The organism is Dyella sp. SG609 (assembly GCF_012275375.1).
In the GTDB taxonomy this organism is placed as follows: Bacteria; Pseudomonadota; Gammaproteobacteria; order Xanthomonadales; family Rhodanobacteraceae; genus Dyella_D; species Dyella_D marensis.
Window position 1 is genome coordinate 70,175 of the sequence record NZ_JAAZQJ010000010.1, and the last position, 25,786, is coordinate 95,960.

23 protein-coding genes and 3 tRNA genes are annotated in these 25,786 nt (G+C 66.0%); 22 read left to right on the plus strand and 4 right to left on the minus strand.

All coding sequences use genetic code 11. The annotated features are described in order from the left end of the window. The first annotated feature begins 110 nt into the window (after positions 1-110). From grxD to FHW85_RS17095, 8 genes are all read left to right on the plus strand, one after another. Positions 111-437, plus strand: coding sequence for a Grx4 family monothiol glutaredoxin (grxD, locus tag FHW85_RS17060; protein WP_026633449.1), 327 nt, complete (start codon positions 111-113; stop codon positions 435-437). Further along, positions 434-1,201, plus strand: coding sequence for an SDR family NAD(P)-dependent oxidoreductase (locus FHW85_RS17065; protein ID WP_168649045.1), 768 nt, complete (start codon positions 434-436; stop codon positions 1,199-1,201). Before grxD ends, FHW85_RS17065 begins: the two co-directional genes overlap by 4 nt. Positions 1,202-1,242: 41 nt before the next feature. Continuing rightward, entirely contained in the window at positions 1,243-1,842 is a 600-nt protein-coding gene (locus FHW85_RS17070) for a YhgN family NAAT transporter (RefSeq protein ID WP_167252208.1), read from the plus strand. 131 nt (positions 1,843-1,973) lie between these two features. Continuing rightward, positions 1,974-3,686, plus strand: a complete 1,713-nt coding sequence (locus FHW85_RS17075) for a lysophospholipid acyltransferase family protein (RefSeq protein WP_167252207.1) — start codon at positions 1,974-1,976, stop codon at positions 3,684-3,686. Positions 3,687-4,121: 435 nt separating this feature from the next. After that, the gene (locus tag FHW85_RS17080; RefSeq protein WP_168649046.1) at positions 4,122-7,472 is read left to right on the plus strand and encodes a carboxypeptidase regulatory-like domain-containing protein; all 3,351 of its coding nucleotides are present in this window, start codon (positions 4,122-4,124) and stop codon (positions 7,470-7,472) included. 170 nt (positions 7,473-7,642) lie between these two features. Continuing rightward, positions 7,643-9,043, plus strand: coding sequence for a nucleotide 5'-monophosphate nucleosidase PpnN (gene ppnN / locus FHW85_RS17085; protein WP_167252205.1), 1,401 nt, complete (start codon positions 7,643-7,645; stop codon positions 9,041-9,043). A gap of 74 nt (positions 9,044-9,117) precedes the next feature. Beyond that, positions 9,118-9,194: transfer RNA gene (locus tag FHW85_RS17090), tRNA-Asn, on the plus strand. Positions 9,195-9,367: 173 nt separating this feature from the next. After that, a complete protein-coding gene (locus tag FHW85_RS17095; RefSeq protein WP_246866802.1) occupies positions 9,368-10,354 on the plus strand; it encodes an alpha/beta hydrolase in 987 nt (328 codons plus the stop codon). A 233-nt stretch (positions 10,355-10,587) separates the two neighbouring features. Here the strand turns inward: FHW85_RS17095 and FHW85_RS17100 are convergent, their stop codons facing one another. Together FHW85_RS17100 and FHW85_RS17105 are read right to left on the minus strand one after the other, a co-directional pair. After that, on the minus strand, positions 10,588-10,989 hold the full coding sequence (locus tag FHW85_RS17100; RefSeq protein ID WP_168649047.1) for a hypothetical protein: 402 nt from the start codon (positions 10,987-10,989) through the stop codon (positions 10,588-10,590). Positions 10,990-11,032: 43 nt separating this feature from the next. Then, positions 11,033-11,584 carry a GspH/FimT family pseudopilin gene (locus FHW85_RS17105; RefSeq protein WP_168649048.1) on the minus strand — a complete coding sequence of 184 codons (552 nt, stop codon included), beginning with the start codon at positions 11,582-11,584 and terminating at the stop codon, positions 11,033-11,035. Positions 11,585-11,735: 151 nt separating this feature from the next. Between FHW85_RS17105 and uvrB the strand changes: the two genes are divergently transcribed. The 5 genes from uvrB (at position 11,736) to FHW85_RS17130 (ending at position 16,421) form a co-directional block, all read left to right on the plus strand. Further along, entirely contained in the window at positions 11,736-13,757 is a 2,022-nt protein-coding gene (gene uvrB / locus FHW85_RS17110; protein WP_168649049.1) for an excinuclease ABC subunit UvrB, read from the plus strand. Between the two features lie 85 nt (positions 13,758-13,842). After that, positions 13,843-13,917 (plus strand) — tRNA-Val (locus FHW85_RS17115). Between the two features lie 209 nt (positions 13,918-14,126). Then, positions 14,127-15,722 (plus strand): hypothetical protein, encoded by a 1,596-nt coding sequence (locus tag FHW85_RS17120; protein ID WP_168649050.1) that lies wholly within the window; start codon positions 14,127-14,129, stop codon positions 15,720-15,722. After that, positions 15,707-15,919, plus strand: coding sequence for a hypothetical protein (locus tag FHW85_RS17125; RefSeq protein ID WP_168649051.1), 213 nt, complete (start codon positions 15,707-15,709; stop codon positions 15,917-15,919). Before FHW85_RS17120 ends, FHW85_RS17125 begins: the two co-directional genes overlap by 16 nt. Before the next feature lie 55 nt (positions 15,920-15,974). After that, entirely contained in the window at positions 15,975-16,421 is a 447-nt protein-coding gene (locus tag FHW85_RS17130) for a CopD family protein (protein WP_168649052.1), read from the plus strand. Positions 16,422-16,442: 21 nt separating this feature from the next. Here the strand turns inward: FHW85_RS17130 and FHW85_RS17135 are convergent, their stop codons facing one another. Then, positions 16,443-17,453 carry an NAD-dependent epimerase gene (locus FHW85_RS17135; RefSeq protein ID WP_168649053.1) on the minus strand — a complete coding sequence of 337 codons (1,011 nt, stop codon included), beginning with the start codon at positions 17,451-17,453 and terminating at the stop codon, positions 16,443-16,445. A 319-nt stretch (positions 17,454-17,772) separates the two neighbouring features. On the opposite strand from FHW85_RS17135, the gene thrS reads away from it, so the two are divergent. The 9 genes from thrS (at position 17,773) to FHW85_RS17180 (ending at position 25,379) form a co-directional block, all read left to right on the plus strand. After that, positions 17,773-19,674, plus strand: coding sequence for a threonine--tRNA ligase (gene thrS / locus FHW85_RS17140; RefSeq protein WP_167252196.1), 1,902 nt, complete (start codon positions 17,773-17,775; stop codon positions 19,672-19,674). 42 nt (positions 19,675-19,716) lie between these two features. Then, positions 19,717-20,241, plus strand: coding sequence for a translation initiation factor IF-3 (gene infC / locus FHW85_RS17145; protein WP_343203554.1), 525 nt, complete (start codon positions 19,717-19,719; stop codon positions 20,239-20,241). Positions 20,242-20,470: 229 nt separating this feature from the next. Then, positions 20,471-20,668 (plus strand): 50S ribosomal protein L35, encoded by a 198-nt coding sequence (rpmI, locus tag FHW85_RS17150; protein ID WP_167252195.1) that lies wholly within the window; start codon positions 20,471-20,473, stop codon positions 20,666-20,668. Positions 20,669-20,684: 16 nt separating this feature from the next. Beyond that, positions 20,685-21,044: a 50S ribosomal protein L20 gene (rplT, locus tag FHW85_RS17155; protein WP_026635108.1), complete on the plus strand. Its 360-nt coding sequence runs from the start codon at positions 20,685-20,687 to the stop codon at positions 21,042-21,044. 146 nt (positions 21,045-21,190) lie between these two features. Continuing rightward, positions 21,191-22,186 carry a phenylalanine--tRNA ligase subunit alpha gene (gene pheS / locus FHW85_RS17160; RefSeq protein ID WP_168649054.1) on the plus strand — a complete coding sequence of 332 codons (996 nt, stop codon included), beginning with the start codon at positions 21,191-21,193 and terminating at the stop codon, positions 22,184-22,186. Positions 22,187-22,207: 21 nt separating this feature from the next. Continuing rightward, entirely contained in the window at positions 22,208-24,598 is a 2,391-nt protein-coding gene (gene pheT / locus FHW85_RS17165) for a phenylalanine--tRNA ligase subunit beta (protein WP_168649055.1), read from the plus strand. A gap of 1 nt (position 24,599) precedes the next feature. Beyond that, positions 24,600-24,899 (plus strand): integration host factor subunit alpha, encoded by a 300-nt coding sequence (gene ihfA / locus FHW85_RS17170; RefSeq protein WP_026635111.1) that lies wholly within the window; start codon positions 24,600-24,602, stop codon positions 24,897-24,899. Beyond that, positions 24,880-25,236, plus strand: a complete 357-nt coding sequence (locus FHW85_RS17175; protein ID WP_026635112.1) for a MerR family transcriptional regulator — start codon at positions 24,880-24,882, stop codon at positions 25,234-25,236. The genes ihfA and FHW85_RS17175 overlap by 20 nt, the downstream gene beginning before the upstream one ends. A gap of 66 nt (positions 25,237-25,302) precedes the next feature. Further along, positions 25,303-25,379, plus strand: a tRNA-Pro gene (locus tag FHW85_RS17180). Positions 25,380-25,459: 80 nt separating this feature from the next. On the opposite strand, the gene FHW85_RS17185 is transcribed toward FHW85_RS17180, so the two are convergent. After that, complete coding sequence (locus tag FHW85_RS17185) at positions 25,460-25,774, minus strand: UBP-type zinc finger domain-containing protein (protein ID WP_167252192.1); 315 nt, start codon at positions 25,772-25,774, stop codon at positions 25,460-25,462. Between the last annotated feature and the right edge of the window lie 12 nt (positions 25,775-25,786).

The following is a 25,786-nucleotide window of genomic DNA, read 5'->3' on the forward strand; positions in this document are numbered from 1 at the left end:
TCCTGGGCGGTTGGCTAAGGAAAGTCGCGGCGGGCGCCGCGGGACGGCGGGCCGGTGCGCGACTGATACACTACCGATCTTGCCGCATTGTAATGATGAATCCCCGAGCTATGGACGTTAACGAGCGAATCAAGGCCGTGCTCGCCGAGCACCCCATCGTGCTCTTCATGAAGGGCACGCCGCAGTTCCCGATGTGCGGCTTCTCCAGCCGCGCCGCGCAGGCGTTGAAGGAGGCGGGTGCCGAGGTGCATGCCGTCAACGTGCTGGCCGATCCGGAAGTGCGCGCCGCGCTGCCGCACTACGCCAACTGGCCCACGTTCCCGCAGCTGTTCATCCAGGGCGAGCTGATCGGCGGCTGCGACATCGTCGAAGACCTCAAGGCCTCCGGCGAGCTGGCGCGCATGGTGCTCGACGTCAGCGGGGCGTCGCAGGCATGACGCTGGCCAGTGTTCGCCTTCCCGCCGGCTGGTCGGTGCAGCCGGGTTCGCTGGCGCATCGCGTGATCCTGGTCACCGGCGCCTACGGCGGCCTGGGCAGCGCGGTGGCGCATGCCGCGGCGCGCGCGGGTGCCACCGTGGTGCTCACCGGCCGGCGCAAGCGCCAGCTCGAACAGCTCTACGACGCGATGGTGGCCGTGCAGTTGCCCGAGCCGGTGATCCATCCACTGGACCTCGAAGCCGCCACGCCGAACGACTACCAGGCCGTCGCCGACGGCCTCGAACGCGACTTCGGCCGCCTCGACGGCATCGTGCATGCCGCCGCCAGTTTCGACGGCCTCACGCCCATCGGCATGCACAAGCCGGACGAATGGCTGCGCGCGCTGCACGTGAATGTGTCCGCGCCGTTCGCGCTGACCCAGGCCTGCATGCCGCTGCTCACCGCCGCGTCCGACAGCGCCGTGGTGTTCGTGCTGGACAACCCCGAGCTGGTGCGCAAGGCGCACTGGGGCGCGTACGGCGTGTCGAAAGCCGCGACCGAGCGCTTCGTCGAGATCCTGCACCAGGAAACCGAGCACACGCCGCTGCGCGCGCACGCGCTGCTGCCGGCGCCGATGCGCACCGCGCTGCGCCGCCAGGCCTACTTCGGCGAAGACACCAGCAAGCTGCCGCTGCCGGATGCCACCGCGGAAGCGGCGGTTTATCTGCTCAGCCCGCAGGGCGCGGCGGCGCGCGGCGGCATGCTCGACCTGCGCCATGATTGAACGCATGTGCGCAGTACAGGGGAGCTGAAATGGAAACGCAGATGACCACGCTGTCGGCGGCGATCCTGCTGTTCCTGATCATGGATCCGCTGGGCAACATCCCGATCTTCCTCAGCCTGCTCAAGGATGTGGCGCCCAAGCGCCGGCGCCGCGTGATGGTGCGCGAGCTGCTGATCGCGCTGGGCGTGCTGCTGGGTTTCCTGATCGGCGGCCAGCATCTGCTCAAGCTGCTGCAGCTGCGGCAGGAATCGATCAGCATCGCCGGCGGCATCGTGCTGTTCCTGATCGGCATCCGCATGGTGTTTCCGCCGGCGGACGGCGGCGGCATCTTCGGCAAATCCGGCGAAGGCGAACCCTTCATCGTGCCGATGGCGATCCCTGGCGTGGCCGGCCCGTCGGCGATGGCCGCGCTGCTGCTGCTCACCAATACGCAGCCCGGCCGCACCGCCGACTGGGCGATCGCGCTGCTCGGCGCCTGGCTGGCGACCGCGGTCATCCTGCTGTGCTCCACTTATCTGTTCCGCTGGCTCGGCGAGAGCGTGCTCACCGCGCTGGAGCGGGTGATGGGCATGCTGCTGATCGCGCTGTCGGTGCAGATGTTCCTGGGCGGGCTGGCGGCGTATCTGCATCTCGCCGTTTGAAACGATCCGGGCAGATTTGCTCGGTACGATTCCCTCGATACAAACACCCGTGCCGAACGGCTTGCCCTCCCGGGATCACCTTGCTGTCATAATCCGCGGCGAGCATGGGCGAAGTCGTTAAGGAGACGATCATGCTAAGCGTCGAACAGACCCTCACTGAACGTCTGCCATGGCTGGCTCAGCATCCCGGTCTGCTGCGTTCGGCGGCGGGCCTGCTGGGCCGCCTCGCCGATGAAGGCGGTTTCAATCGTGTCCTCACGGCCATCGGCGAAGCCGAGGGTTTCGACTTCGTGGAGAAGTCGCTGGAAGTGCTGGGGGCGAACTACTACGTCAATCCGCGCGAGCGCGAGAACATCCCGGTCGAGGGTGGCGTGCTGGTGGTGGCCAATCATCCGCTGGGCATGGTCGATGCGCTGACCCTGCTGCACCTGGTCGGCTCGGTGCGCAGCGACGTCAAGATCCTCGGCAACGACTGGCTGGCTTCGATCCCGCAGCTCAATCGCCTGATGCTGCACGTCGACGTGTTCGGCAAGGGCGCGGCGTCGCGCATGCGCGAAATTTTCCGCGCGATGGACCGCGGCGAAGCGCTGATCGTGTTCCCGGCCGGCGAAGTCTCGCGGATGCGCCCGGACGGCGTGCGCGACGGGCGCTGGTCCGACGGTTTCGCGCGCCTGGCCTTCCGCAGCAAGACGCCGGTGCTGCCGATCCACGTGGCCGCGCGCAATTCCACCATGTTCTATGGCCTGTCCATGCTGGCCAAGCCGCTGAGCACCGCGATGCTGCCGCGCGAAGCGGTGGCGCCGATCAAGCGCCGCATCGGCTTCAGCGTCGGCGCCCTGGTGAGCGCGGACGAACTCGAACAGCGCAGCGAGGGCTCGACCCAGCGCGCCGCCAAGCTGATGCGCCGCCACGTGTACCGCGTGGGCCGCCATCGCGGGCTGATCTTCGGCGGGCAGGCGCCGATCGCGCATCCGGAACCGACCGAGCGCGTGGTGGCGGATCTCGCCGCGCGCGCCGAAAAACTCGCCGACCTCAACGACGGCAAGCAGGTGCTGCTGCTGCAGGGCGCCACCGACAGCGCGGCGCTGCGCGAGATCGGCCGCCTGCGCGAGCTCACCTTCCGCCGGGTCGGCGAAGGCACCGGCGCGCGGCGCGACCTGGACGTCTACGACCCGCATTACGAGCATCTGGTGCTGTGGGATCCGAAGGCGCTGCGCATCGTCGGCTCGTACCGCTTCGGCCACGGCGGCAAGATCATCGCCGAGCGCGGCATGAAGGGTCTCTACACCTCCAGCCTGTTCAATTATTCGCCGGCGCTGGAATCGCGCCTGGCACAGGGCCTGGAGCTGGGCCGCAGCTTCATCGCGCCGGCTTACTGGCGTTCGCGCGCGCTGGACCAGCTGTGGCAGGGCATCGGCCTGTACCTGCAGCGCCACGCGGACCTGCGCTACCTGTTCGGCCCGGTCAGCATGTCGGTGAGCCTGCCGCGCGAAGCGCGCGAGTGGATCGCCGCGGCGCACCAGCATTATTTCGGCGTGACCGGCCTGGCCGCCGCGCGCCAGCCGTTCGTGATTTCGCCGGCGGTGATCGACCTGGTGCGCGCTGCGCTGGAAGGCCTGGATCCGGCCGCCGGCCTGGGCAAGCTCAAGCACCATCTGGATGCGCTGGGTGTCAGCCTGCCGGTGCTGTACCGCCAGTACGTGGACCTGGTGGAGCCGGAAGGCGTGCAGTTCCTCGATTTCGGCGAAGACCCGAGCTTCTCGGGCTGCGTCGATGGCCTGGTCATGCTGGACCTGGCCACCTTGAAGCCCGCCAAGCGGGCGCGTTACCTGGGTAAATCCTAGGGAAAGTTCTTATGCCGTAGCCCAAGTCAGGCTGCTAGCCTGACTTAAGCTTTCGTTGGTCCGTCATGTGCCGCGGCCGTGCCGGACCCCAGGGGACGAAGGCTGGTGGTTTAAGTACCTCCGTGGTCAAGTAACTGTTTTATCGTCACTTGTGTCGCACTCCACTGCAGTGGTATGGGGCGGCGCAGAGATAAAAAGAACGTGAAACCGTTACATAAGTGTCATAGAATGCCGTTAAAGTCCGTTTAACACTTTGTTGGCAGGCGGGGCGGTCTCGCCACAAGAAAGCAGCACCAAGCAAAGCTTCGGACAGCTACAAAACATTCCGGGGAAACCAATCTGCGTGGAATCACTGCCTGGCTGGAGCCGGGCATCGGCATTTTTGGTTTCCGCTCGTCAGTTTTTTTAAGTTGCGCGCCCAAGGGGTCAATCACAGTGAATAGCCGAATTCGTGCCAAGGTCCTGCCGTTTGCGATCGCGTCGATGCTCGCCATGTCGGTGCCGGCGATCGCCCAGGACACGTCCTCCTCCATCAGCGGCCGCGTGCTCGATGGCAATGGCCAGCCGGTTGCCGGCGCCACCGTGCAGATCGTGCACGAGCCGTCGGGCACCACCAAGACCGTCACCACCGACGCCAATGGCCGCTACGCCTCCTCGGGCCTGCGCGTGGGCGGTCCGTTCGACGTCAAGGTGACCAAGGACGGCCAGACCACCGAGCAGGACAACGTCTTCCTGCAGCTGTCGCAGGACACCGCGGTGAACCTGACCGTCGGCGCCGCCGTCGCCGCCAAGAACCTGGAGGGCGTGACCGTTTCCGCCACGGCCGGTTCGCAGCTCTTCACCTCCGAGAACAAGGGCCTGTCGACCAACGTGTCGCAGCGCCAGCTCAAGATGACCCCGGCGCCGAGCGGCAACATCGCCGACATCGCCCGCCTCGATCCGCGCGTGAACGTGGACCACGTCACCGGCGCCATCTCGGCCAACGGCCAGAACGCCCGCCTCAACAGCATCAAGGTCGACGGCCTCGGCGTGGGCGACCCCTTCGGCCTGAACGGCAGCGGCCTGCCGACCGTCGGTTCGCCGATCGCGATGGACACCATCGAGGAATACTCGATCTCCACCGCCAACTATGACGTGACCTCCGACTCCGTCGGCGCCGAAATCAATGCCGTCACCAAGAGCGGCACCAACGATTTCCACGGCTCGGTGTACTACACCTACAAGAACACCGACGACATGGTCGGCAAGGCCGGCTGGCTGCAGAAGAACCGCGACTACACCGAGTTCGACACCAACTGGAAGGCGGGTGTGACCTTCGGCGGTCCGATCATCAAGGACAAGCTGTTCTTCTTCGCCAGCTACGAAAAGGAAAAGGTCACCGGCCTGAGCTCGGGCGCCGCCAACGGCCTCGACAGCACGCTGACCGGCGGCTCCACCAGCAACAAGATCTCGCCCAGCGACCTGGCGCGCATCACCAATGCCGCGACCCGCCTCGGCCTGACTCCGGGCAGCCTCGGCGCCAATGCCGGCACCCTGGACGACAAGCGCTACCTGGCCAAGCTGGACTGGAACATCACGGACCACCACCGTGCCAGCTTCGCCTACCAGCGCACCAAGGAATTCAAGCCGAACCCGCAGGGCAACAGCACCAACTCGATCGGCCTGAGCAGCTACTGGTACAACGTCGCCACCGACAACAAGAACTACACGCTGCAGTTCTTCGACGACTGGAGCGACATCTTCTCGTCCGAGACCAAGCTCTCGTACAGCGACTTCTACCTGCACCGCACGGTGTCGACCCAGCAGCCGCAGATCACCGTGCGCGCGAGCAACGTCACCAGCACCTCCGCCCCGACGGTGAACCTGGGCGAAGACCAGTTCAGCCACTACAACGCGGCCAAGGTGAAGAACCTGGGCGGCTTCTGGGCCGGCACGCTGTACCTGGGCGACCACACGGTGAAGGGCGGCATCGACTACAGCCGCAACCGCATCTACAACCTGTTCGGCCGCACCGAGTTCGGCGCGTACACCTTCAACAGCATCCCGGCCATCGAGCAGGGCCTGTACTCCAGCTACAGCCTGTACCAGCCGGCGCCGGGCTACGACATCAACGGCATCGCGGCGAAGTGGGAACTGCGCGAGCGCGACGTGTTCCTGCAGGACACCTGGCAGGTCAACAACAACCTGTCGGTGCAGTACGGCTTCCGCGTCAATCACTACATGACCGACGACAAGCCGCTGTACAACGCCACGTTCCAGCAGCGCTTCGGCTTCAGCAATGCCGGCACCATCAATGGCAGCACCCTGGTGCAGCCGCGCTTCTCGTTCAACTACACCTTCGACACCGAGCTGAAGACCCAGCTGCGTGGCGGCGTGGGCCTGTTCCAGTCCAGCCCGCCGACCGTGTGGATGACGAACCCGTACCAGAACAACGGCATCAACATCGTCACCTACCAGTACGACCGCCAGACCTCGGGCCTGTGCCGCTTCGGCAACAACAACAACGTGCCGTGCCCGCCGTTCAGCTCCAACCCGCTGCAGCAGAACACCTCGGGCGCCGGCGTCACCCCGCAGATGGCGGTGGACTCGATCGATCCGAACTTCCAGCTGCCGAGCGTGTGGAAGGCTTCGCTGGCGATCGACCGCGAGCTGCCGTGGTGGGGCGTGATCGCCACCGCGGAATACCAGCGCCTGGAGACGCGTAACGGCATCCTGTACCAGAACCTCAACATCGGCGCCCCGTCGGGCGTGCTGCCGGATGGCCGCTTCACGTACTACGGCTGCATCGGCGGTGCGCAGTCGGTCGGCGGCGGTACCGGCGCCAACTGCGGCACCAACCCGAACGGCACGGTGACCGGCGGCGCGATCGTCAACAACTCGCGCATCCGTTCCGACGCCCGCTTCGCCCAGGGCGTGACCTACCTGACCAACACCAGCAAGGGCAAGGCCGAGTCGCTGACCCTGTCGCTGAGCAAGCCGTTCTCCGACAGCTGGGCCGCCAGCCTGAGCGTCACCGGCTCGCACGCCACCGAAGTGAACCCGGGCACCTCCAGCCAGGCCACCTCAAACTTCAGCAACAGCGCCTGGACCAACCCGAACGAAGACGTCGCCTCGACCTCGAACACCAACGTGCCGCTGCGCGTGAATGCTTCGGTGGCCTGGTCGCACAACTTCTTCGGCAACTACGCCACCACCGTCAGCCTGTTCTACGACGGCCACAAGGGCGTGCCCTACAGCTGGGTGTTCGGCAACGACGCCAATGGCGACTCCTACTCGCGCAGCGACCTGGTCTTCATCCCGAACCCGGGCCAGGTGATCATCTCGGCGCCGACCCCGGCCCAGGCCGCGAAGCTGGAGCAGCAGTTCTACGCGTTCATCAAGAGCGACGACTACCTGCGCGACCACCAGGGCAAGATCGCCGGCCGCAACGCCGCCAAGTCGGCCTGGGTCAACCAGCTCGACCTGAGCTTCAGCCAGGAAGTGCCGGGCATCTTCAAGGGAAACAAGGGCGAGATCCGCCTGGACATCTACAACGTCCTGAACCTGGTGAACGACAAGTGGGGCCAGCAGAACTACGTCGGCTTCCCCTACACCCGCACGCTGGCGAACTTCGCGGGCGTCGACAAGGCCACCGGCAAGTACATCTACACCCTGCCGACCGACCCGAACGGCAACTACCAGCCGGGCCAGAAGACGATCTACGACAGCTCCACCGACAACAGCGCGACCAAGGTCAACCCGGCCTCGCGCTGGTCCGCCATGCTCAGCCTGCGCTACACGTTCTAAGCCGGACGTTTCAAGCCAAGCTGCTCGTTGCAGACAGAAAACCGGCGTCCCTCGGGGCGCCGGTTTTTTTATGGGGGGAGGTTGACCGGCCCGGTTCGCCGGGGCCAAGCTAGCCGGCCGCCCCAGCTTGGGCGGTGTGTAGCCGCGGTTCCGCGGCCGAAGGAGATTCGATGAACGACGTTCACGCCGGCAAGTCCGGCAAGCAGGCCACCGTCAGCGCGCGCATTTCGCCCGCCGGCGGCCTGGACATCCTGTCCCGCAACGAGGTGGCGCGCCTGCGCGACGCCAGCGGTTCGGGCATGCACGCACTGCTGCGCCGCTGCGCGCTGGCGGTGCTGACCTCGGGCAACATCAGCGACGACCCGCGCTCGATGTTCGAGCAGTTCCCCGATTTCGACATCCAGGTGCTGCAGCAGGACCGCGGCATCAAGATCGAGCTGCAGCACGCGCCGGCCCAGGCCTTCGTGGACGGGCAGATCATCCGCGGCATCAACGAGCTGCTGGTGGCCGTGGTGCGCGACATCGTCTACGTGTCCACCCAGCTGGAGCAGGGCGGCTTCGACCTGGACGACACCGTCGGCATCACCCACGCGGTGTTCGAGATCCTGCGCAACGCGCGCATCCTCAAGCCGCAGATCGACCCGAACCTGGTGGTGTGCTGGGGCGGCCATTCGATCTCGCGCGACGAGTACGAATACACCAAGCAGGTGGGCTACCAGCTCGGCCTGCGCGGCCTGGACATCTGCACCGGCTGCGGCCCGGGTGCCATGAAGGGCCCGATGAAGGGCGCCGCCATCGCGCATGCCAAGCAGCGCCGCCGCGGCAACCGCTATATCGGCGTGACCGAGCCGGGCATCATCGCGGCCGAATCGCCGAACCCGATCGTCAACAACCTGGTGATCATGCCGGACATCGAGAAGCGCCTGGAGGCCTTCGTCCGCATCGGCCACGGCATCATCGTGTTCCCGGGCGGCGTGGGCACGGCGGAGGAAATCCTCTACCTGCTGGGCATCCTGCTGCATCCGGACAACGCCGGCATTCCGTTCCCGCTGGTGTTCACCGGCCCGCGCCAGTCGGCTGCGTATTTCGAGCAGATCGACAAGTTCCTCCGCCTCACCCTGGGCGACAGCGTGGCGCAGCACTACCAGATCATCGTCGACAACCCGGCCGCCGTGGCGCACGCCATGGTGCGCGGCATCGACAAGGTGCGTAACCACCGCCTGGACAACAAGGACGCGTTCTTCTTCAACTGGGCGCTGAGCATCCCGTACTCGTTCCAGATCCCGTTCCGCCCCACCCACGAGGCGATGCGCGGCCTGGCCATCCACCGCGACCGCCCGCGCCACGAACTGGCCGCCGACCTGCGCCGCGCCTTCTCCGGCATCGTCGCCGGCAACGTGAAGGAGGAGGGCGTGCGCGCGATCGAACAGCACGGCCCCTTCGACATCGACGGCGAGGCCGACATCATGCGCGCCCTGGACGAACTGCTGCAGGCCTTCGTCGTGCAGCACCGCATGAAGCTGCCCGGCGGCGCGGCCTACGTGCCGTGCTATCGCGTGCTTTCCCACTGAGCAGGAAGTTTCCAGCCCCGGGCTGTCAGGCTTGACAGCCCGGACAGCTGACTTCAAACTACGCGACTCACCCCGCCCGATTAGCTCAGCCGGTTAGAGCACTTGACTGTTAATCAGGGGGTCGTTGGTTCGAGTCCAACATCGGGCGCCATATACCGCAAAGGGCCGCGAGCAATCGCGGCCCTTTGTTTTTGTCTGCGATCGATAGATCCAAACAAGCTCTGGCTTGGCTCGCGCTGATGCCCCGGTGCGCCGCGCCTGCCTTGCGCCGCACGGTATATTCCCGCTGAGCTGGCATATCAGCCATTACAGGGGAAGTAGACGATGACGAAGTGGAGTGTGCTGGCCATAGGGCTGGCGGTGTTGGCGTGGGTGCCGCAGGCGGGTTGTACCGAGGTGGCGGGCAAGGGCTCGCAGCAGAAGGTGAGCCTTTCGCCTTCGTGCCAGGGCAAGCCGGCCAAGGTCGACGACGAAGGCTTCGTCGTCATCGGCGGCATCGAGCAGTGGGTGACGGCGAAGGGCGATAGCTGCGCCAGTCCCGTGCTGCTCTTCATCAGTGGTGGACCTGGCAATCCGCTCAGCGGCATTTCCGACAGCGTCTACGGTGCCGGGCAGCGCGACTTCATCGTCGTGCAGTGGGACCAGCGCGGTTCCGGCATGACCTTTGGGCGCAGTCCTCCGGCGCCGGATGAAAAGCTCAGCATCGAGCGCATGGCCCAGGACGGCAACGAGCTGGCCGCTTATCTCGCCAAGCGCTACGGCAAGCGGAAGGTCATTCTATGGGGCAGTTCGTGGGGTTCGATCCTCGCCGTGCATATGGCCAAGGCGCATCCGGAATTGTTCTACGCCTATGTGGGCACGTCCCAGGTCGTCAATTCCGTGGAAACCCAGGGCGAGAGCTACAAGAAGCTCCTTGCATTGGCGACCAGCGCGAACGACAAGGAATCACTGGCCGTACTCGAACAGGTCGGAACGCCTCCGTGGACCGATCCGCGCAGCTTCGGAAAGGTGCGGCGGATCATCCGCAAGTACGAGGCGAAGGTCACGCTGCCGCCACCGGACAGCTGGCATCGCGCGCCTGCCTACACCACGCCCAAGGCGGAAGCGGATTACGAAGCCGACGAGGACTATTCCTTCCTCAACTTTGTCGGCATGCACGGCGACGGCATGCTGTCGCAGGTCGACCTGCCCAAGCTGGGCACGGACTTCGCCATCCCGGTTTACTTCATCGAAGGCGCGCACGATCTGCTGGCGCCGCCGGAGATGGCGCGTCGGTATTACGAGTCGATCACCGCGCCGCACAAGGGCTGAGTCTTGCTGGAGCATTCCGGGCACGATCCGAACCAGGAAGTGGTGGACGCCGAGTACAAGGTGCTGCGCGAGAGTGTGCTGCCGTTGACCCGCGGCAAGTAGCGCGGGCTGCTTCGGGCGGGCACTGTGGCCGTACGCTGCCATCGGTCGCCGGACAAAAGGACTTGCCTCGTGGCAAGTCCTTTTGCATCCGGATCGCCGCAAGCCCGCCGGCGAAGATCGCCCGGCTGGTCCTAAGGCTGGACTTGCTTGTTCACCGTCAACGACGTGTTGCGCATCCAGAGCTCGCTCGGCTGAGAAGGATCGGAAGGCTCATCGAGCCCCTTCACCAGCACCAGCTGCTCGCTCGTGCCCTGCTCGATGCGGGCGATCTTCACCGCCTCGGGCTTGTCGAAAGCGGCGCAGCGTCCATTGATGTAGTTGAAGAACCCGGCCTTGTCGCCTTGCTTGGCAAAGCCCGCCGCTGTCTCCAGGTCCTCCTTCGCTTTGCATCCAATGGTTGCGTGCCTGGCGTAGGCCGTCAGCCCTTCCTTGAGCGTGCCGCCATCGGCGGACGGTGCCGTGGGGCCGTGATGGCAGCCAGCCAGACTTGCGGTCAGGGCTGCGGCCAACCAGGTGCGATGCGAGAGGTTCATGTCCTTCCTTCGTCCAAGTAAAGCCGCATCATAGCCGCTGGCTTTATGCGCCCGCGCACTGGTGCAATTCCGCCGGCGTGGCCTTGCCACCACGCACGCGCCCCGCATTCGACACCTTCACGCTCAACGCCCGGCCGTCGATGCCGCGATGGCAGATCAGCAAGCTGATATTGCTGCCGCCCGCCGAACCATCGGCCTGGAACTGCACGCTGCGGCGGCCTTGCGGGCTGCGGATGCTCAGCTGGCCGGAAGGGCTGGCGCGGCGGACTTTCGGCGGCCCTTCGAGCTGGCCCGGCCGGTCTCCGCGCAGGCCGATCAGCCAGCCTCCATCCCAGCCCGCTTCGTCGCTGCAGCGGTCGCCGTCGCGGGTGGGGCAGGCGAGCGCGACCCGGCCGGTCTGCACGGCCAGCGCCCGGGTGTGGTTAAGCAGGGCGATCAGCCCGGTCTGCGCACTGCGCAGTTCGGTGTTGGCCTGCAGGCGCCGCAGCGAAGGCAGGCCGATGCAGGCCAGGACCGCGGCGACCGCAAGCACGAACAACTGCTCGATCAGCGTCACTCCCCGCGGCGGCAGATGGCGTGGCGGCAGCCCTGGCATGCTCGGAACTCCCTGGAAACCAAGGCCCATGCTAGGCCGACGCCCGGCACCTGCCTGCCGGCCCTTCACGCCGCATCCTGTCAGAACCTGCTGACAAACCCTGTCAGCAGGAGCAATTTAAAATGTCCGGAAACGACCGCATGTGACTTCCATGACCGACCGTTTCGAACTCGTCTCCCCCTATCAGCCCGCCGGCGACCAGCCCCAGGCCATCCAGCGCCTGGTGGAAGGCTTCGACGCGGGTCTCGCCGCGCAGACCCTGCTGGGCGTGACCGGCTCCGGCAAGACCTTCACCATCGCCAATGTGATCCAGCAGGTGCAGCGCCCGACCATCGTCATGGCGCACAACAAGACGCTCGCCGCGCAGCTGTATGGCGAGTTCAAGGAGTTCTTCCCGCACAACGCGGTGGAGTACTTTGTCAGCTACTACGATTACTACCAGCCGGAAGCCTATGTGGTCGCGTCCGACACCTTCATCGAGAAGGACGCCTCGATCAACGACCATATCGAGCAGATGCGCCTGGCCGCGACCAAGGCGCTGCTGTCGCGCAAGGACTCGCTGATCGTCGCCACCGTGTCGGCGATCTACGGCCTGGGCGATCCGGAGGATTACCTCTCGCTGCGGCTGATCCTGGCGCGCGGCGAGCGCATCGAGCAGCGCGCGCTGATCCGCCAGCTGACCGAGCTGCAGTACACCCGCAACGAGCTGGAGCTGCGCCGCGGCACCTACCGCGTGCGCGGCGAGATCATCGACGTGTTCCCGGCCGAATCGGAAACCGAGGCGCTGCGCATCGAGCTGTTCGACGGCGAGGTGGAAAACCTCTCGCTGTTCGATCCGCTCACCGGCGAGACCATCCGCAAGGTGCCGCGCTACACGGTCTATCCGCGTACGCATTACGCCAGCACGCGCGAGAGCGTGCTCAACGCGATCGAGACCATCAAGGTCGAGCTGAAGGACCGCCTGGAATACCTGTACAAGGAAAACAAGCTGGTCGAGGCGCAGCGCCTGGACCAGCGCACGCGCTTCGACCTGGAGATGATGGCCGAGGTCGGCTACTGCCAGGGTATCGAGAACTACTCGCGCCATCTCACCCGCCGCGGCCCCGGCGAGCCGCCGCCGACTTTGTTCGATTACCTCCCGGCGGATGCGCTGCTGGTGGTCGACGAATCGCACGTGACCATCCCGCAGCTCGGCGCCATGTACAAAGGCGACCGCTCGCGCAAGGAAACCCTGGTGGAATTCGGTTTCCGCCTGCCCTCGGCGATGGACAACCGTCCCTTGCGCTTCGAGGAATGGGAGCGCCGCGCGCCGCGCACCATTTATGTGTCGGCCACGCCCGGTAAGTACGAGCTGGAGAAGTCCGACGACTCGGTGGTGGAGCTGGTGGTGCGTCCGACCGGCCTGATCGACCCGGAAGTGGAAGTGCGTCCAGTGCGCACCCAGGTGGACGACCTGCTGAGCCAGATCCACGAGCGCGTGGCGATGGGCGACCGCGTGCTGGTCACCACGCTGACCAAGCGCATGGCCGAGAACCTCACCGAATACCTGAGCGAGCACAAGATCAAGGTGCGCTACCTGCATTCGGACATCGAAACGGTGGAGCGCGTGGAAATCATCCGCGACCTGCGCCTGGGCGAGTTCGATGTGCTGGTCGGCATCAATCTGCTGCGCGAAGGCCTGGACATGCCGGAGGTGTCGCTGGTGGCGATCCTGGATGCCGACAAGGAAGGCTTCCTGCGTTCCAGCGGCTCGCTGATCCAGACCATCGGCCGCGCCGCGCGCAACGTGCGCGGCAAGGCCATCCTCTACGCCGACAACATCACCCGCTCCATGCAGGTGGCGATGGACGAGACGGCGCGCCGCCGCGAAAAGCAGGTGGCCTACAACGAGGAACACGGCATCGTGCCGCAGTCGGTGGTGCGCCGCATCGCCGACATCATGGAAGGCGCGCGCAGCGCCGTGCCCACCCGCGGCCGCGGCGCCAAGGGCGCGAAGGCCGCCGCGGTGGCGGAGCAGGGCGCGGACTACAAGGCGCTCAGCGCCGACCAGGCCAGCGCCATGATCAAGAAGCTGGAGGCGCAGATGTACAAGCACGCCGAGAACCTGGAGTTCGAGGACGCCGCCCGCCTGCGCGACCAGATCCACCAGCTGCGCGAGAAGGCTTTGCGCTGAGTCCCCGGTGGAGGGTGGCGGCAGTTGTGGCTGTCCGGCGGCTCGTGTATGCTACGCGGCTCGCGCCGTCCTGCGGTGCGGCTGTGGGCGGTTAGCTCAGCGGTAGAGCACTTCCTTGACATGGAAGGGGTCACAAGTTCGATCCTTGTACCGCCCACCATCTTCAAAAGCCGGAATTCTCAAGAGCTTGGCTCTCCTGGGGTTCCGGCTTTTTCTTTGCCCGCGTGCCGGGCCCGGCAGACCTCGCCATCACGGTTCATCCGCAAGACTGTCCGGCGAATCCCGCCGGTTTCGGTGTGGCTGCGCCATGGCAGGCCGTCCGCGAGGCGGGCCTCCGCCGCCCATAAAACATAGGACAGGGGTATCGCCATGAGTATCGGCAAGTCGCTTCAGGACGATCTGGCGGCAGCGGGCGGATCGGCGCTCGTGGGCCACCAAACGGCGCTGCCCGACGCGAAGGCACGCACGGTCCAGGACAAACTGGGCGACGTCGTCACCATCAAGGACTTCGGCGCGGTCTGCGACGGCAAACACGACGACACCGAAGCGATCAACCGCGCCCTGGCCTCCGGCACTTCACGCTTGCGTTTCGTGGGGACTTGCCTGGTTTCGAAAACGCTGTTCTATCCCGGCGACATCGTGATCGAGTTCGATCACGGCGCTTCCATCGTTCCCGTGCCGCTGGACTGGTTCCAGCGCTTGCGGCTTCACGGCCGGAATTGGGGCTATGCCATTTTCATGAACGTCAATTGGCAGGCCGACGCCATCACCGACAGGCACGCCACCTTCATCAACCCGCGATGCACGCCTCCTTTCGCGTGGGATGGCCATTTCATCGGTGCGCGCATGTTCGGCAACCTGCAGGTCATCGGTTCGTACTGCACGAATATGGCGGACGTGGTCTCGAACATGGGTTGCTGCGACGTGATCGTGCGGGATGGCTGGTGCCAGGCGATCAGCAACTGCGCCTACGATTTCTGGGAGGGCTCGAAGCGTATTTCGGTGCTCAACTGCACGGGCTACGACGTCAATGCGGGCGTCAATTTCAACGCCACGGACACCCACGTGACGCTTGGGCTGGTGGCGGACAGCCTGCTGATCGACGGCTGCCGATTCTTCAACTGCCCCGCGGGCGGAATCTATGTGGCGCCGCTCAACGAAAGCTCCAGCTGCACGCATATCAAGATCACCAACAATCTGATCGACCAGGCCGAAGGCGTTTTTGGCGTTCCGCGGGGCGCCACCTGGGGCGGCATCGTCGTGCTGCGTTCAACGGTGGTGGAGATTCGCGGCAACACCTTGTCGCGCATGCCGGCGGCCACGGCGCCCATCCTCGTTGGCCTCGATGATTTCGGCTACGGCGATACCGCGGATGTCACGGACAATACGATCCTGGCCAGCGCGATCGGTTCAACCGCCTATATCCAGGTCTATGGAGCCCGTTCGAAGGTGCAGGACAACCGCGCCATCGGCAGTACGGCCGAGGGTGGTTTCGGCATCGCGGTCAATTCGCCGTCGACCGTGGTCGGGCCCAACGATATGGCCGGTGCAGGCATGTATCTGATCAACCAGAACCAGGGCGGTGGCGCCACCGCGCCCGCGTTGCAGCTGGACCAGGACACGGCCAATGGATTGTGGCGGTACCGCCAGCCGATCCAGGCGCCGTCGGTTCGCCAGGAGGCGGGCTATGCGCTGGTTGCCGCGGGCACCGATCAGGCGACGGCGCTGGCTCTCGCCACGCCCTACAGTTTCATCGCGGCGGGCGAAGCCAATGCAGGCGTGGCGCTTCCGGCCAATGCCGGCCGGGTTGGAGAGGAATGGGTCATCTGGAATCATGCCGGCACGGCGATCGTCGTCTATGCCGCGCCAGGCGACAGCATTTCCGGTTCCACTTCGGTAGCCCTGGCGGACGGCGAGAAAATCCGCCTGGTGGCGATCACGCCCACGCTATGGCTGATCGCCTGAGCGGCCCGGCGTCCTGCCCGGAAATCGTTGATACGGCGATGGAGAAGGGCGACGGGTTTGTGCGCGTGCGCAGCGGCGCCAGCGGACGGCTGATTATGGTCCGGGTAATTGCCCCGGGCGCAGTGGAGCCGGTGCTCGACGCCGCGCCCGCGGGCGATCGACCTGCGAACGATGTGACTTGCAGCCGCACGCACTGACGGCCGGCATGGATCGACGTACCATCGCGCGGTTGCCCCCGCCGAGCGAATCGCCATGACCTATCTGTGGATCAAGAGCCTGCATCTGCTGTTCGTGATGGCCTGGGTGGCCTCGATCTTCTATCTGCCGCGGATCCTCGTGAACATCGCCGAGGCCGGCAGCGAGCCGGCGATAAAAGCCCGGCTGGAACTGATGGGGCTGCGGCTGTACCGCTTCGGGCACAGCATGTTCGGCATGGCGCTGCTGTTCGGCGCCACGCTGTGGCAGGGCTGGCGGCTGTTTCCAGGCACGCTGCCGAACTTCGGCGCGGCTCACTGGCTGGAGGCCAAGCTGACGCTGGTGCTGCTGCTGCTGGGCTATTACGTATGGAGCGGCCGGCTGGTGAAGCGCAGCGCCAAGGGCGGCGCGCTGCCCGGCGCGCGCACCCTGCGCATCATGAACGAGCTGCCGGTGCTGGTGCTGCTGCTGATCATCTTCCTGGTGATCGCCAAGCCGTTCTGATATCGCGCCGATGCCGCGGGCTCAGGCGAGCCCGTGGTATTGGCGGTACCACGCGACGAAGCGGCGCACGCCTTCCTCGATCGTGGTGCTCGGCGCATAGCCCACGTCGCGGCGCAGCGCGGAGACATCCGCCCAGGTGTCCGGCACGTCGCCCGGTTGCATCGGCAGCAGGCGTTTTTCCACGCTGCGGCCGAGGTGCTGTTCCATCAGCTCGATAAAGCGCAGCAGCTGCACGGGCTGGTCGTTGCCGATGTTGTAGACGCGATACGGCGCTGAGGAACTGCCGGGATTCGGCTGCTCCGCGTCATAGGCCGGGTCGGGCCGGGCGACGTGGTCCAGCGTGCGGATCACGCCTTCGACGATGTCGTCGATATAGGTGAAGTCGCGGCTGTGGTTGCCGAAGTTGAACACGTCGATCGGCTCGCCGCGGCTGATGCGGTCGGCGAACAGCATCGGCGACATGTCCGGCCGGCCCCAGGGGCCATACACGGTGAAGAAGCGCAGGCCGGTGGTGGGCAGGCCGAACAGGTGGCTGTAGGTGTGCGCCATCAGCTCGTTGGCTTTCTTGCTGGCCGCATACAGGCTGACCGGATGGTCGACCGGGTCTTCCACCGAGAATGGCAGCTTGCGGTTGGCGCCGTAGACCGAGCTGGACGAGGCGTAGACCAGGTGTTCCACGCCGTGATGCCGGCAGGCCTCCAGGATGTGGGTGAAGCCGACCAGGTTGCTGCGCACGTACGACTGCGGGTTCTTCAGCGAATAGCGCACGCCGGCCTGCGCGGCCAGATTCACCACGCGCTGCGGCTGGAAGCTGGCGAAGGCCTGCTCGATGGCCTCGCCGTCGGCCAGGTCGGCGCGCAGGTGCGTGTAGCCCGGATGCGCGGCGAAGCGGGCCAGGCGGGCTTCCTTCAGGGCCGGGTCGTAGTAGTCGTTGTGGTTGTCGATGCCGTACACCTCGTCGCCGCGGGCGAGCAGGCGCTCGGCGAGGGCGGAGCCGACGAAGCCGGCGGTGCCGGTGACCAGGATGCGCATGGGGCTTTACTCTGAAAAAGATGCCCACAAATTCTATCGGCGCTGAATTGACACAGGAACGGCGCTAAACTAGCGTTTCGTCCTTCCTATCGAACGGAAACCAAGGTGGCCCGCGCCAAAAGTGCCGGCCGAGCGTGCGACATGGCAACTACCCAGCGCCAACTCTGAATCCCGCCACGCCTTGTGAATCCACAAAGGGCGCCGTGGCGCTCTTTATTTTTGCCCGCCGTCCGGGCGGGCAAAGGCAAAACCGGCCATCCATGGCCGGACTCTTCAAATAAAGCACGCCCGTTGATCGGGCACTGCACAGGTGTTTCCCATGATCGAAATCACGCTACCCGACGGCAGCAAGCGCCCCTTCGACCACCCCGTCACGGTGCAGGACGTGGCTGCCTCCATCGGCGCCGGCCTGGCCAAGGCCACCCTGGCCGGCAAGGTGGACGGCAAGCTGGTCGACGCCAGCTTCCCGATCGAGCATGACGCCCGCCTCGAGATCGTCACCGAGAAAAGCCCCGAGGCGCTGGACATCCTGCGCCACTCCACCGCCCACCTGCTGGCCCAGGCCGTGCAGCGCCTGTATCCCGGCGCGCAGGTCACCATCGGCCCCGTGATCGACAACGGCTTCTATTACGACTTCGCCTACGAGCGGCCCTTCACGCCGGACGACCTGGCCAAGATCGAAGAGGAAATGCACAAGATCGTGCAGGAAGCGCTGCCGGTGACGCGCAGCGTGAAATCGCGCGACGACGCGGTGTCGTTCTTCCGCGGCATCGGCGAGGAATACAAGGCCGAGATCATCGAGAGCATTCCCGCCAATGAGGAACTCTCGCTGTACACGCAGGGCGAATTCACCGACCTGTGCCGCGGCCCGCACGTGCCCAACACCGGCAAGCTGCGCGCGTTCAAGCTGATGAAGGTGGCCGGCGCCTATTGGCGCGGCGATTCCAACAACGCGATGCTGACCCGCGTGTACGGCACGTCCTGGCTCAACGACAAGGACCTGAAGGCCTACCTGCACCAGCTGGAAGAAGCCGAGAAGCGCGACCACCGCAAGATCGGCAAGGCGCTGGACCTCTTCCACCAGCAGGAAGAAGCGCCCGGCATGGTGTTCTGGCATCCCAACGGCTGGGCCATCTGGCAGGCGGTGGAGCAGTACGTGCGCGGCGTGTACCGCTCCAGCGGCTACCAGGAAGTGCGCGGCCCGCAGATCATGGACGTGAGCCTGTGGAAGAAGTCCGGCCACTGGGACAACTACCAGGAAAACATGTTCTTCACCGAGTCGGAGAAGCGCACCTATGCGCTGAAGCCGATGAACTGCCCGGGCCACGTGCAGATCTTCAACACCAGCCTGCACAGCTACCGCGACCTGCCGGTGCGCTACGGCGAATTCGGCGGCTGCCACCGCAACGAGCCCTCCGGCGCGCTGCACGGGATCATGCGCGTGCGCGCCTTCACCCAGGACGACGGCCACATCTTCTGCACGGAAGATCAGATCGAATCCGAGGTCACGGCCTTCCACCAGCAGGCGATGAAGGTGTACGGGGACTTCGGCTTCGAGGACATCGCGCTCAAGATCGCCCTGCGCCCGGACAAGCGCATCGGCACCGACGCCGTATGGGACCGCGCCGAGGACGCCCTGCGCGCGGCCCTGCGCGCGGCCGGCGTGGAGTGGCAGGAGCTGCCGGGCGAGGGCGCCTTCTATGGCCCCAAGATCGAGTACCACATGAAGGACTCGATCGGCCGCGGCTGGCAGGTCGGCACCATGCAGGTCGATTTCATGATGCCGGAGCGCCTGGGAGCCGAGTACGTGGACGAGCACAGCCAGCGCCGGCACCCGGTGATGCTGCACCGGGCCATCGTGGGCTCGATGGAGCGCTTCATCGGCATCCTGATCGAGCACCACGCCGGCCACCTGCCGCCCTGGCTGGCCCCGGTCCAGGCCCAGGTGTTCAGCATCACCGACGCCCAGGCCGACTACGTGCGCGAAATCACGCAAGCCCTTGTCGAGAAAGGTTTCAGAGTCAAGGCGGATTTGCGCAACGAAAAGGTCGGTTATAAAATCCGCGAACATACGTTGCAAAAGGTCCCGTACCTGCTCGTGGTCGGTGACCGTGAGAAGGAATCGGGGGCTGTTTCCGTGCGTACCCGTGCCGGTGAAGACCTGGGCAGCATGCCGCTGGCCGCCTTCATCGAGCGCCTGGAGGCCGAGACGCGGCGCTGACCGCCGCCCGGCCAATCGACAATTCTTCTGGAGGATAGTGGTATCGCTACCACCGACAATAAGGGCAATCGCCGCAACCATGAGATCCGCGTCCCGCGCGTACGCGTGATCGGTGCGGATTCGGAGCAGCTGGGCATCCTCACGCGTGACGAGGCCTTGCGCTTGGCTGAAGAGGCCGGGATGGACCTGGTCGAGATCCAGCCCAACGGCGACCCGCCGGTCTGCCGCATCATGGATTACGGCAAGTTCAAGTTCGAAGCCCAGAAGAAGGCCCAGGCGGCCAAGAAGAAGCAGAAGCAGGTCGAGATCAAGGAAGTGAAGTTCCGTCCGGTCACGGACGTGGGCGACTACCAGATCAAGCTGCGCAACATGCTTCGGTTCCTGGAGGAGGGCGACAAGGTCAAGGTCACCATCCGCTTCCGCGGCCGCGAGATGTCGCACCAGGACCTGGGCCAGAACCTGGCCAAGAAGATCCAGGAAGACGTCGGCGAGAACGGCGTGGTGGAGTCCTTCCCCCGCCTGGAAGGCCGCCAGATGGTCATGATGATCGGCCCGAAGAAGAAGTAAGCCCCGGTCCGATCTCCCGCAACGGCGGCCCTGGGCCGCCGTTTGCGTTTCCCGGCCCGGCCGGGGGCCGGGAACCCGCTGCACCGCACCACTGGCAAACCGCCCCCGATCCCCGTACAATCGCCGGTTCGACCCACCGGGACGGGTCGTGAACCGATCGTGGCAGGACGGAAAGCGCAGCCCCCGGGTTGCCGCCAGATCAGTCAGAAACCGAGATACGGAGCATTCCATGCCCAAGATCAAGACCAACCGGGCGGCGGCGAAGCGTTTTCGCAAGACCGCTTCCGGCAAGTTCAAGGCCGGTCACGCCTTCAAGTCGCACATCCTGACCAAGAAGTCGACCAAGCGTAAGCGCAACCTGCGCGCCACCAATCACGTCAAAGCTTGCGACACGAAGGCCGTCGCTCGCATGTTGCCGTACGTCTAAGGCGGAGGACTGAACCATGGCTCGTGTAAAGCGTGGCGTTACCGCCCGTCGTCGTCACAAGAAGATCATCGGCCGCGCGAAGGGCTACTACAACGCCCGCCGCAAGGTCTTCCGCGTAGCTAACCAGGCCGTCATCAAGGCCGGTCAGTACGCCTATATCGGCCGCAAGCAGAAGAAGCGCCAGTTCCGCGCCCTGTGGATCGTGCGTATCAATGCTGCCGCCCGTCAGTTCGGCCTGTCCTACAGCCGCCTGATCAATGGCCTGAGCAAGGCCGGCATCACCGTCGACCGCAAGGTCCTGGCGGACATCGCCGTGCACGACATCAAGGCTTTTGGTGCCATCGCGGAAAAAGCGAAGGCCAGTCTGGCGGCATAATTTGTGCGCTCATCCTTGATCGCGAAGATCAAGGAGCGGCCATCCATGGCCGCACTCTTCCATGAAGAGCGAACATCCGCGGGGAGGAGGCCTTAACGCCTCCTCCCCGTTTTCGTTTGTCCCTGCCGAACACAGGAACCGCACCGATGGACGACCTGGACACCCGGGCCGCGCAAGCCCAGGCCGAGATCGCAGCCGCCGACACGCTCGATGCGCTTGAAGCGCTGCGCGTGGGCCTGCTGGGCAAGAGCGGCATCGTCACCGCCGCGCTGAAGACGCTGGGCGCGCTGCCGCCGGAAGAAAAGAAGGCGCGCGGCGCCGAGGTCAACCGCATCAAGGAGCGCCTCGCCGACGCCCTCGGCGCGCGCAAGCAGGTGCTGGAGCAGGCCGAGCTGGACCGCCGCCTGGCCTCCGAGAAGCTCGACATCACCCTGCCGGGCCGCGACGGCGAGCGCGGCGGCATCCATCCGATCACCCGTGCGCTGGAGCGCATCTCGGCGATCTTCGGCCGGCTGGGCTACCAGCGCGCCGACGGTCCGGAGATCGAGGACGACTGGCACAACTTCGAGGCGCTGAACTTCCCGCCGCACCATCCGGCGCGCGCCATGCACGACACCTTCTATTTCGGCGACGGGCGCCTGCTGCGCACGCATACCTCGCCGGTGCAGATCCGTTCGATGCAGGGGCGCCAGCCGCCGATCCGCGTGATCGCGCCGGGCAAGGTCTACCGCAGCGATTCGGACCAGACCCATTCGCCGATGTTCCATCAGATCGAAGGCCTGCTGGTCGACGAGACTTCCAGCTTCGCCGACCTCAAAGGCACCCTGGCCGAATTCATCCGCGCCTTCTTCGAGCGCGATTTCGAGATGCGCTTCCGCCCCAGCTACTTCCCCTTCACCGAGCCCTCGGCCGAAGTGGACATCCGCTGGGACGCGGACGACGGCTCCACCCGCTGGCTGGAGGTGCTGGGCTGCGGCATGGTGCATCCGAACGTGCTGAAGAACTGCGGCATCGATCCGGAGCGCTACACCGGCTTCGCCTTCGGCCTGGGCGTGGAACGCTTCGCCATGCTGCGCTATGGCGTGTCCGACCTGCGCGCGTTCTTCGAGAACGATCTGCGCTTCCTCAAGCAATTCGCCTAATCGCCGCGGGAATCGATACGCATGAAATTTTCGGAAAACTGGTTGCGCCACCATGTGCCGACGAACGCATCGCGCGACGAGCTCGCGGCGACGCTGACGGCGATCGGCCTGGAAGTCGAGGACGTCGCCGCGCTGGGTGAATCGCTGGACGGCGTGATCGTCGCGCGCATCGTCAGCGCGCAGAAACATCCCGAGGCCGACCGCCTGCAGGTGTGCGAGGTCGACACGGGCAACGGCGTCGTCCAGATCGTCTGTGGCGCGCCGAATGCGCGCGCCGGTCTGGTCGCCCCGCTGGCGATGGTCGGCGCACAGCTGCCCGGCGGCATCGCGATCAAGGCAGCGAAGCTGCGCGGGGTGGAGTCGTTCGGCATGCTGTGCTCGGCCAAGGAGCTGGGCATCGATCCGGACGCGTCGGGCCTGCTCGAGCTTCCCGCCGATGCGCCGGTGGGCACGCCGCTGGCTGCCTATCTGGGCCTGCCGGACGCCACCATCGAGATCAAGCTCACGCCCAACCGCGCCGACTGCTTCAGCGTGCGCGGCATCGCCTTCGATGTGGCGGCTGCGCTGAACGGAGGGGTGATCGAACTCGATGCCAGGCCCGTGCCGGCCCAGAGCGATGCCGCGATGAAGGTCGCGCTGGAGGCGGGTGAGCGCGTTCCGCGTTTCGCAGGGCGCGTCATCGATAACGTCGATGCGTCGGTCCCGACCCCGGTGTGGATGGCCGAGCGGCTGCGCCGCAGCGGCCTGCGTCCGATCAGCTTCCTGGTGGATGTCACGCAGTACGTCATGCTGGAACTTGGCCAGCCGATGCATGCGTTCGACAAGGCCAAGCTGGAAGGCGAGATCGTGGTGCGCCCGGCGCGCGCGGGCGAGCCGCTGGCCCTGCTGGATGGCCGCACGGTCGAGCTGGACGACGATTTCCTGGTGGTGTCCGACAGCCGCGGCGGCAGGGCCGCGCGGGCGGTGGCGCTCGGCGGCATCATGGGCGGCCAGGACACGCGCGTCACGGAGGCGACCCGCAGCGTGTTCCTCGAGGCGGCGCACTGGATTCCCTCGGCGATCATCGGCCGCAGCCGCAAGCTGGGCATGCATACGGATGCCGGGCATCGTTTCGAGCGCGGCGTCGATCCGCAGTTGCCGGGCGTCGCGGTCGAGTACGCGACCCGGTTGATTCTCGACATCGCCGGCGGCGTGGCCGGGCCACTGGTCGACGTTACCTTGCCGCAACATCTGCGCGCGCCGGAGCCGATCCTGCTGCGCCGCGCCCGGCTGGGGCGGGTGCTCGGGCTGGCCGTGGCCGACGACGAAGTCGCCCGCATCTTCACCGCGCTCGGCATGCAGGTGGAGCCGCAGGCCGACGGCTGGCGCGTCACCGCGCCCAGCCGCCGTTTCGACATCGAGCGCGAAGAGGACCTGATCGAAGAGGTCGCGCGCATCCACGGCTACGAAAACATCCCGACCCATACGCCCGCCGGCGCGCTGACCCTGGCGGTGGAGCCGGAAGCGCGCCTGGGCGAGCTGGCCCTGCGCGAGCAGCTGGCGGCGCGCGATTACTACGAGGCGGTCAACCTCTCCTTCATCGGCAGCGACGTGCTGCAGCGCTGGGGCATGACGGAGCGGCTGGTGCCGCTGGCCAATCCGCTCTCGGCGGACCTTGCGGTGATGCGCCCCTCGCTGCTGCCGGGCCTGGTCGAAGCGCTGCGCCACAACCGCGCGCGCCAGCAGGAGCGGGTGCGCCTGTTCGAGGTGGCGCGCGTGTTCGCCGCCGGCGATCCGCCGGTGGAGACGCCCAGCCTGGCCATCGCCGCCTGCGGCTCCGCCCGCGCGGAGCAGTGGGGCGAGGCGAGCCGGCCGCTGGATTTCCACGATCTCAAGGGCGAACTCGACGCCATCGTGGCCTGGGGCGGCGAGCCGCAGCGCTGGTCGGTGCATGCCGACGGCCTGCCGGGCTGGCTGCATCCGGGGCGCGGCGCCCGCGTGGCGCGCGACGGCCAGACCGTCGGCTACCTCGGCGCGCTGCATCCGCAGCTGGCCAAGGCGCTGGACCTGGGGCCGGACGTGCACGTGCTGGAACTGGCCCTGGAACCGCTGCTCGCCCGCCGCCTGCCCAAGGCCGCCGCCGTGCCGCGTTTCCCTTCGGTGCGCCGCGATATCGCCGTGGACCTGCCCGAGGAAGTGAGCTGGGCGCAGGTCGAGCAGAGCGTCCGCGCGGCCGTCGGCGGGGCGCTGGCGGAGCTGCGCCTGTTCGACCGCTACGCCGGCAAAGGCGTCGAGACTGGCCGAAAGAGTCTCGCTATGGGCTTGATTTTGCAGGACGCTTCACGCACGCTTACTGACGACGACGCAGACCGCTTCGTGCGCGAGGCGTTTGCTGCGTTGGAGACTTCATGCAAGGCAAGATGGCGAGGATGACATGGCGCTGACCAAGGCGGAGATGGCCGAGCGCCTCTTTCTCGAGGTGGGCCTCAACAAGCGTGAGGCGAAAGAATTCGTGGACGCCTATTTCGAGGTGGTCCGCGAAGCGCTGGAAAAGGGCGAGCAGGTGAAGCTGTCGGGGTTCGGCAATTTCGACCTGCGGCAGAAGAACCAGCGCCCGGGACGCAACCCCAAGACCGGCGAGGAGATCCCGATCTCCGCCCGCCGCGTGGTGACGTTCCGGCCGGGGCAGAAACTCAAGGTGAGAGTGGAGAGCTATGCTGGACCAAGGGAATAACACCGAGCTCCCGGCCATCCCGGCCAAGCGCTACTTCACCATCGGTGAGGTCAGCGAGCTGTGCGGGGTGAAGCCGCATGTGCTGCGGTACTGGGAACAGGAGTTCCCCGCGCTCAACCCGGTCAAGCGCCGCGGCAACCGCCGCTACTACCAGCGCCACGACGTGCTGATGATCCGGCAGATCCGCGCCCTGCTGTACGACGAAGGCTTCACCATCACCGGCGCCCGCGCCCGTCTGGAAGGCCCGCAGGCGCGCATGGAGTCGAGCATTTCGCATCAGATCGTGCGCCAGGTGCGCATGGAGCTGGAAGAAGTGCTGAGCCTGCTGCGCCGCTGAGCGCGCAGGCTGCAAGCTTTCGCAAGTCCTGCCCTAGCTGCTAGACTTACCCACTTGCCGTAGCGTCGGGGCGTAGCGCAGCCTGGTAGCGCATTTGCCTGGGGGGCAAAGGGTCGTCGGTTCGAATCCGGCCGCCCCGACCAATTACGGTGATGGATGCGAAAGGCGCCCTTGGGCGCCTTTCTTTTTGGGTATGTCGGCGCCCTTGGGCGCCTTTTCTTTTTTATTCGTCGACGAAACGCGGTATCGGCCCCGGATGCGGCGTCTTCCGGTCCGAGAGATCGAACATCACGTCATCCACGTAGCACCAGCCCCAGCCCTCCGGCGGATCGTAGCCCTCGATGATGGGATGCCCCGTCGCGCGGTAATGCTTGGTGGCGTGCCGGTTGGGCGAGTCGTCGCAGCAGCCCACGTGGCCGCAGCTGCGGCAGATGCGCAGATGGACCCACGGGCTGCCGGTCTTCAGGCATTCCTCGCAACCGGCGGCACTGGGGGTGACGTCGCGGATGCCGTCGAGATGGCTGCAGCTGGCTTTCATCGCGCTCTCCTT

What these genes read in the sequence shown, in the direction of transcription:
- FHW85_RS17130 (WP_168649052.1), top strand. Translation starts at nt 15,975, where the DNA reads ATGACCTATCTGTGGATCAAGAGCCTGCATCTGCTGTTCGTGATGGCC.
- FHW85_RS17070 (WP_167252208.1), top strand. Translation starts at nt 1,243, where the DNA reads ATGACCACGCTGTCGGCGGCGATCCTGCTGTTCCTGATCATGGATCCG.
- ihfA (WP_026635111.1), top strand. Translation starts at nt 24,600, where the DNA reads ATGGCGCTGACCAAGGCGGAGATGGCCGAGCGCCTCTTTCTCGAGGTG.
- FHW85_RS17175 (WP_026635112.1), top strand. Translation starts at nt 24,880, where the DNA reads ATGCTGGACCAAGGGAATAACACCGAGCTCCCGGCCATCCCGGCCAAG.
- rplT (WP_026635108.1), top strand. Translation starts at nt 20,685, where the DNA reads ATGGCTCGTGTAAAGCGTGGCGTTACCGCCCGTCGTCGTCACAAGAAG.
- grxD (WP_026633449.1), top strand. Translation starts at nt 111, where the DNA reads ATGGACGTTAACGAGCGAATCAAGGCCGTGCTCGCCGAGCACCCCATC.
- thrS (WP_167252196.1), top strand. Translation starts at nt 17,773, where the DNA reads ATGATCGAAATCACGCTACCCGACGGCAGCAAGCGCCCCTTCGACCAC.
- FHW85_RS17120 (WP_168649050.1), top strand. Translation starts at nt 14,127, where the DNA reads ATGAGTATCGGCAAGTCGCTTCAGGACGATCTGGCGGCAGCGGGCGGA.
- uvrB (WP_168649049.1), top strand. Translation starts at nt 11,736, where the DNA reads ATGACCGACCGTTTCGAACTCGTCTCCCCCTATCAGCCCGCCGGCGAC.
- FHW85_RS17100 (WP_168649047.1), bottom strand. Translation starts at nt 10,989, where the DNA reads ATGAACCTCTCGCATCGCACCTGGTTGGCCGCAGCCCTGACCGCAAGT.
- FHW85_RS17105 (WP_168649048.1), bottom strand. Translation starts at nt 11,584, where the DNA reads ATGCCAGGGCTGCCGCCACGCCATCTGCCGCCGCGGGGAGTGACGCTG.
- FHW85_RS17185 (WP_167252192.1), bottom strand. Translation starts at nt 25,774, where the DNA reads ATGAAAGCCAGCTGCAGCCATCTCGACGGCATCCGCGACGTCACCCCC.
- FHW85_RS17125 (WP_168649051.1), top strand. Translation starts at nt 15,707, where the DNA reads ATGGCTGATCGCCTGAGCGGCCCGGCGTCCTGCCCGGAAATCGTTGAT.
- FHW85_RS17095 (WP_246866802.1), top strand. Translation starts at nt 9,368, where the DNA reads ATGACGAAGTGGAGTGTGCTGGCCATAGGGCTGGCGGTGTTGGCGTGG.
- pheT (WP_168649055.1), top strand. Translation starts at nt 22,208, where the DNA reads ATGAAATTTTCGGAAAACTGGTTGCGCCACCATGTGCCGACGAACGCA.
- pheS (WP_168649054.1), top strand. Translation starts at nt 21,191, where the DNA reads ATGGACGACCTGGACACCCGGGCCGCGCAAGCCCAGGCCGAGATCGCA.
- FHW85_RS17135 (WP_168649053.1), bottom strand. Translation starts at nt 17,453, where the DNA reads ATGCGCATCCTGGTCACCGGCACCGCCGGCTTCGTCGGCTCCGCCCTC.
- FHW85_RS17075 (WP_167252207.1), top strand. Translation starts at nt 1,974, where the DNA reads ATGCTAAGCGTCGAACAGACCCTCACTGAACGTCTGCCATGGCTGGCT.
- FHW85_RS17065 (WP_168649045.1), top strand. Translation starts at nt 434, where the DNA reads ATGACGCTGGCCAGTGTTCGCCTTCCCGCCGGCTGGTCGGTGCAGCCG.
- ppnN (WP_167252205.1), top strand. Translation starts at nt 7,643, where the DNA reads ATGAACGACGTTCACGCCGGCAAGTCCGGCAAGCAGGCCACCGTCAGC.
- rpmI (WP_167252195.1), top strand. Translation starts at nt 20,471, where the DNA reads ATGCCCAAGATCAAGACCAACCGGGCGGCGGCGAAGCGTTTTCGCAAG.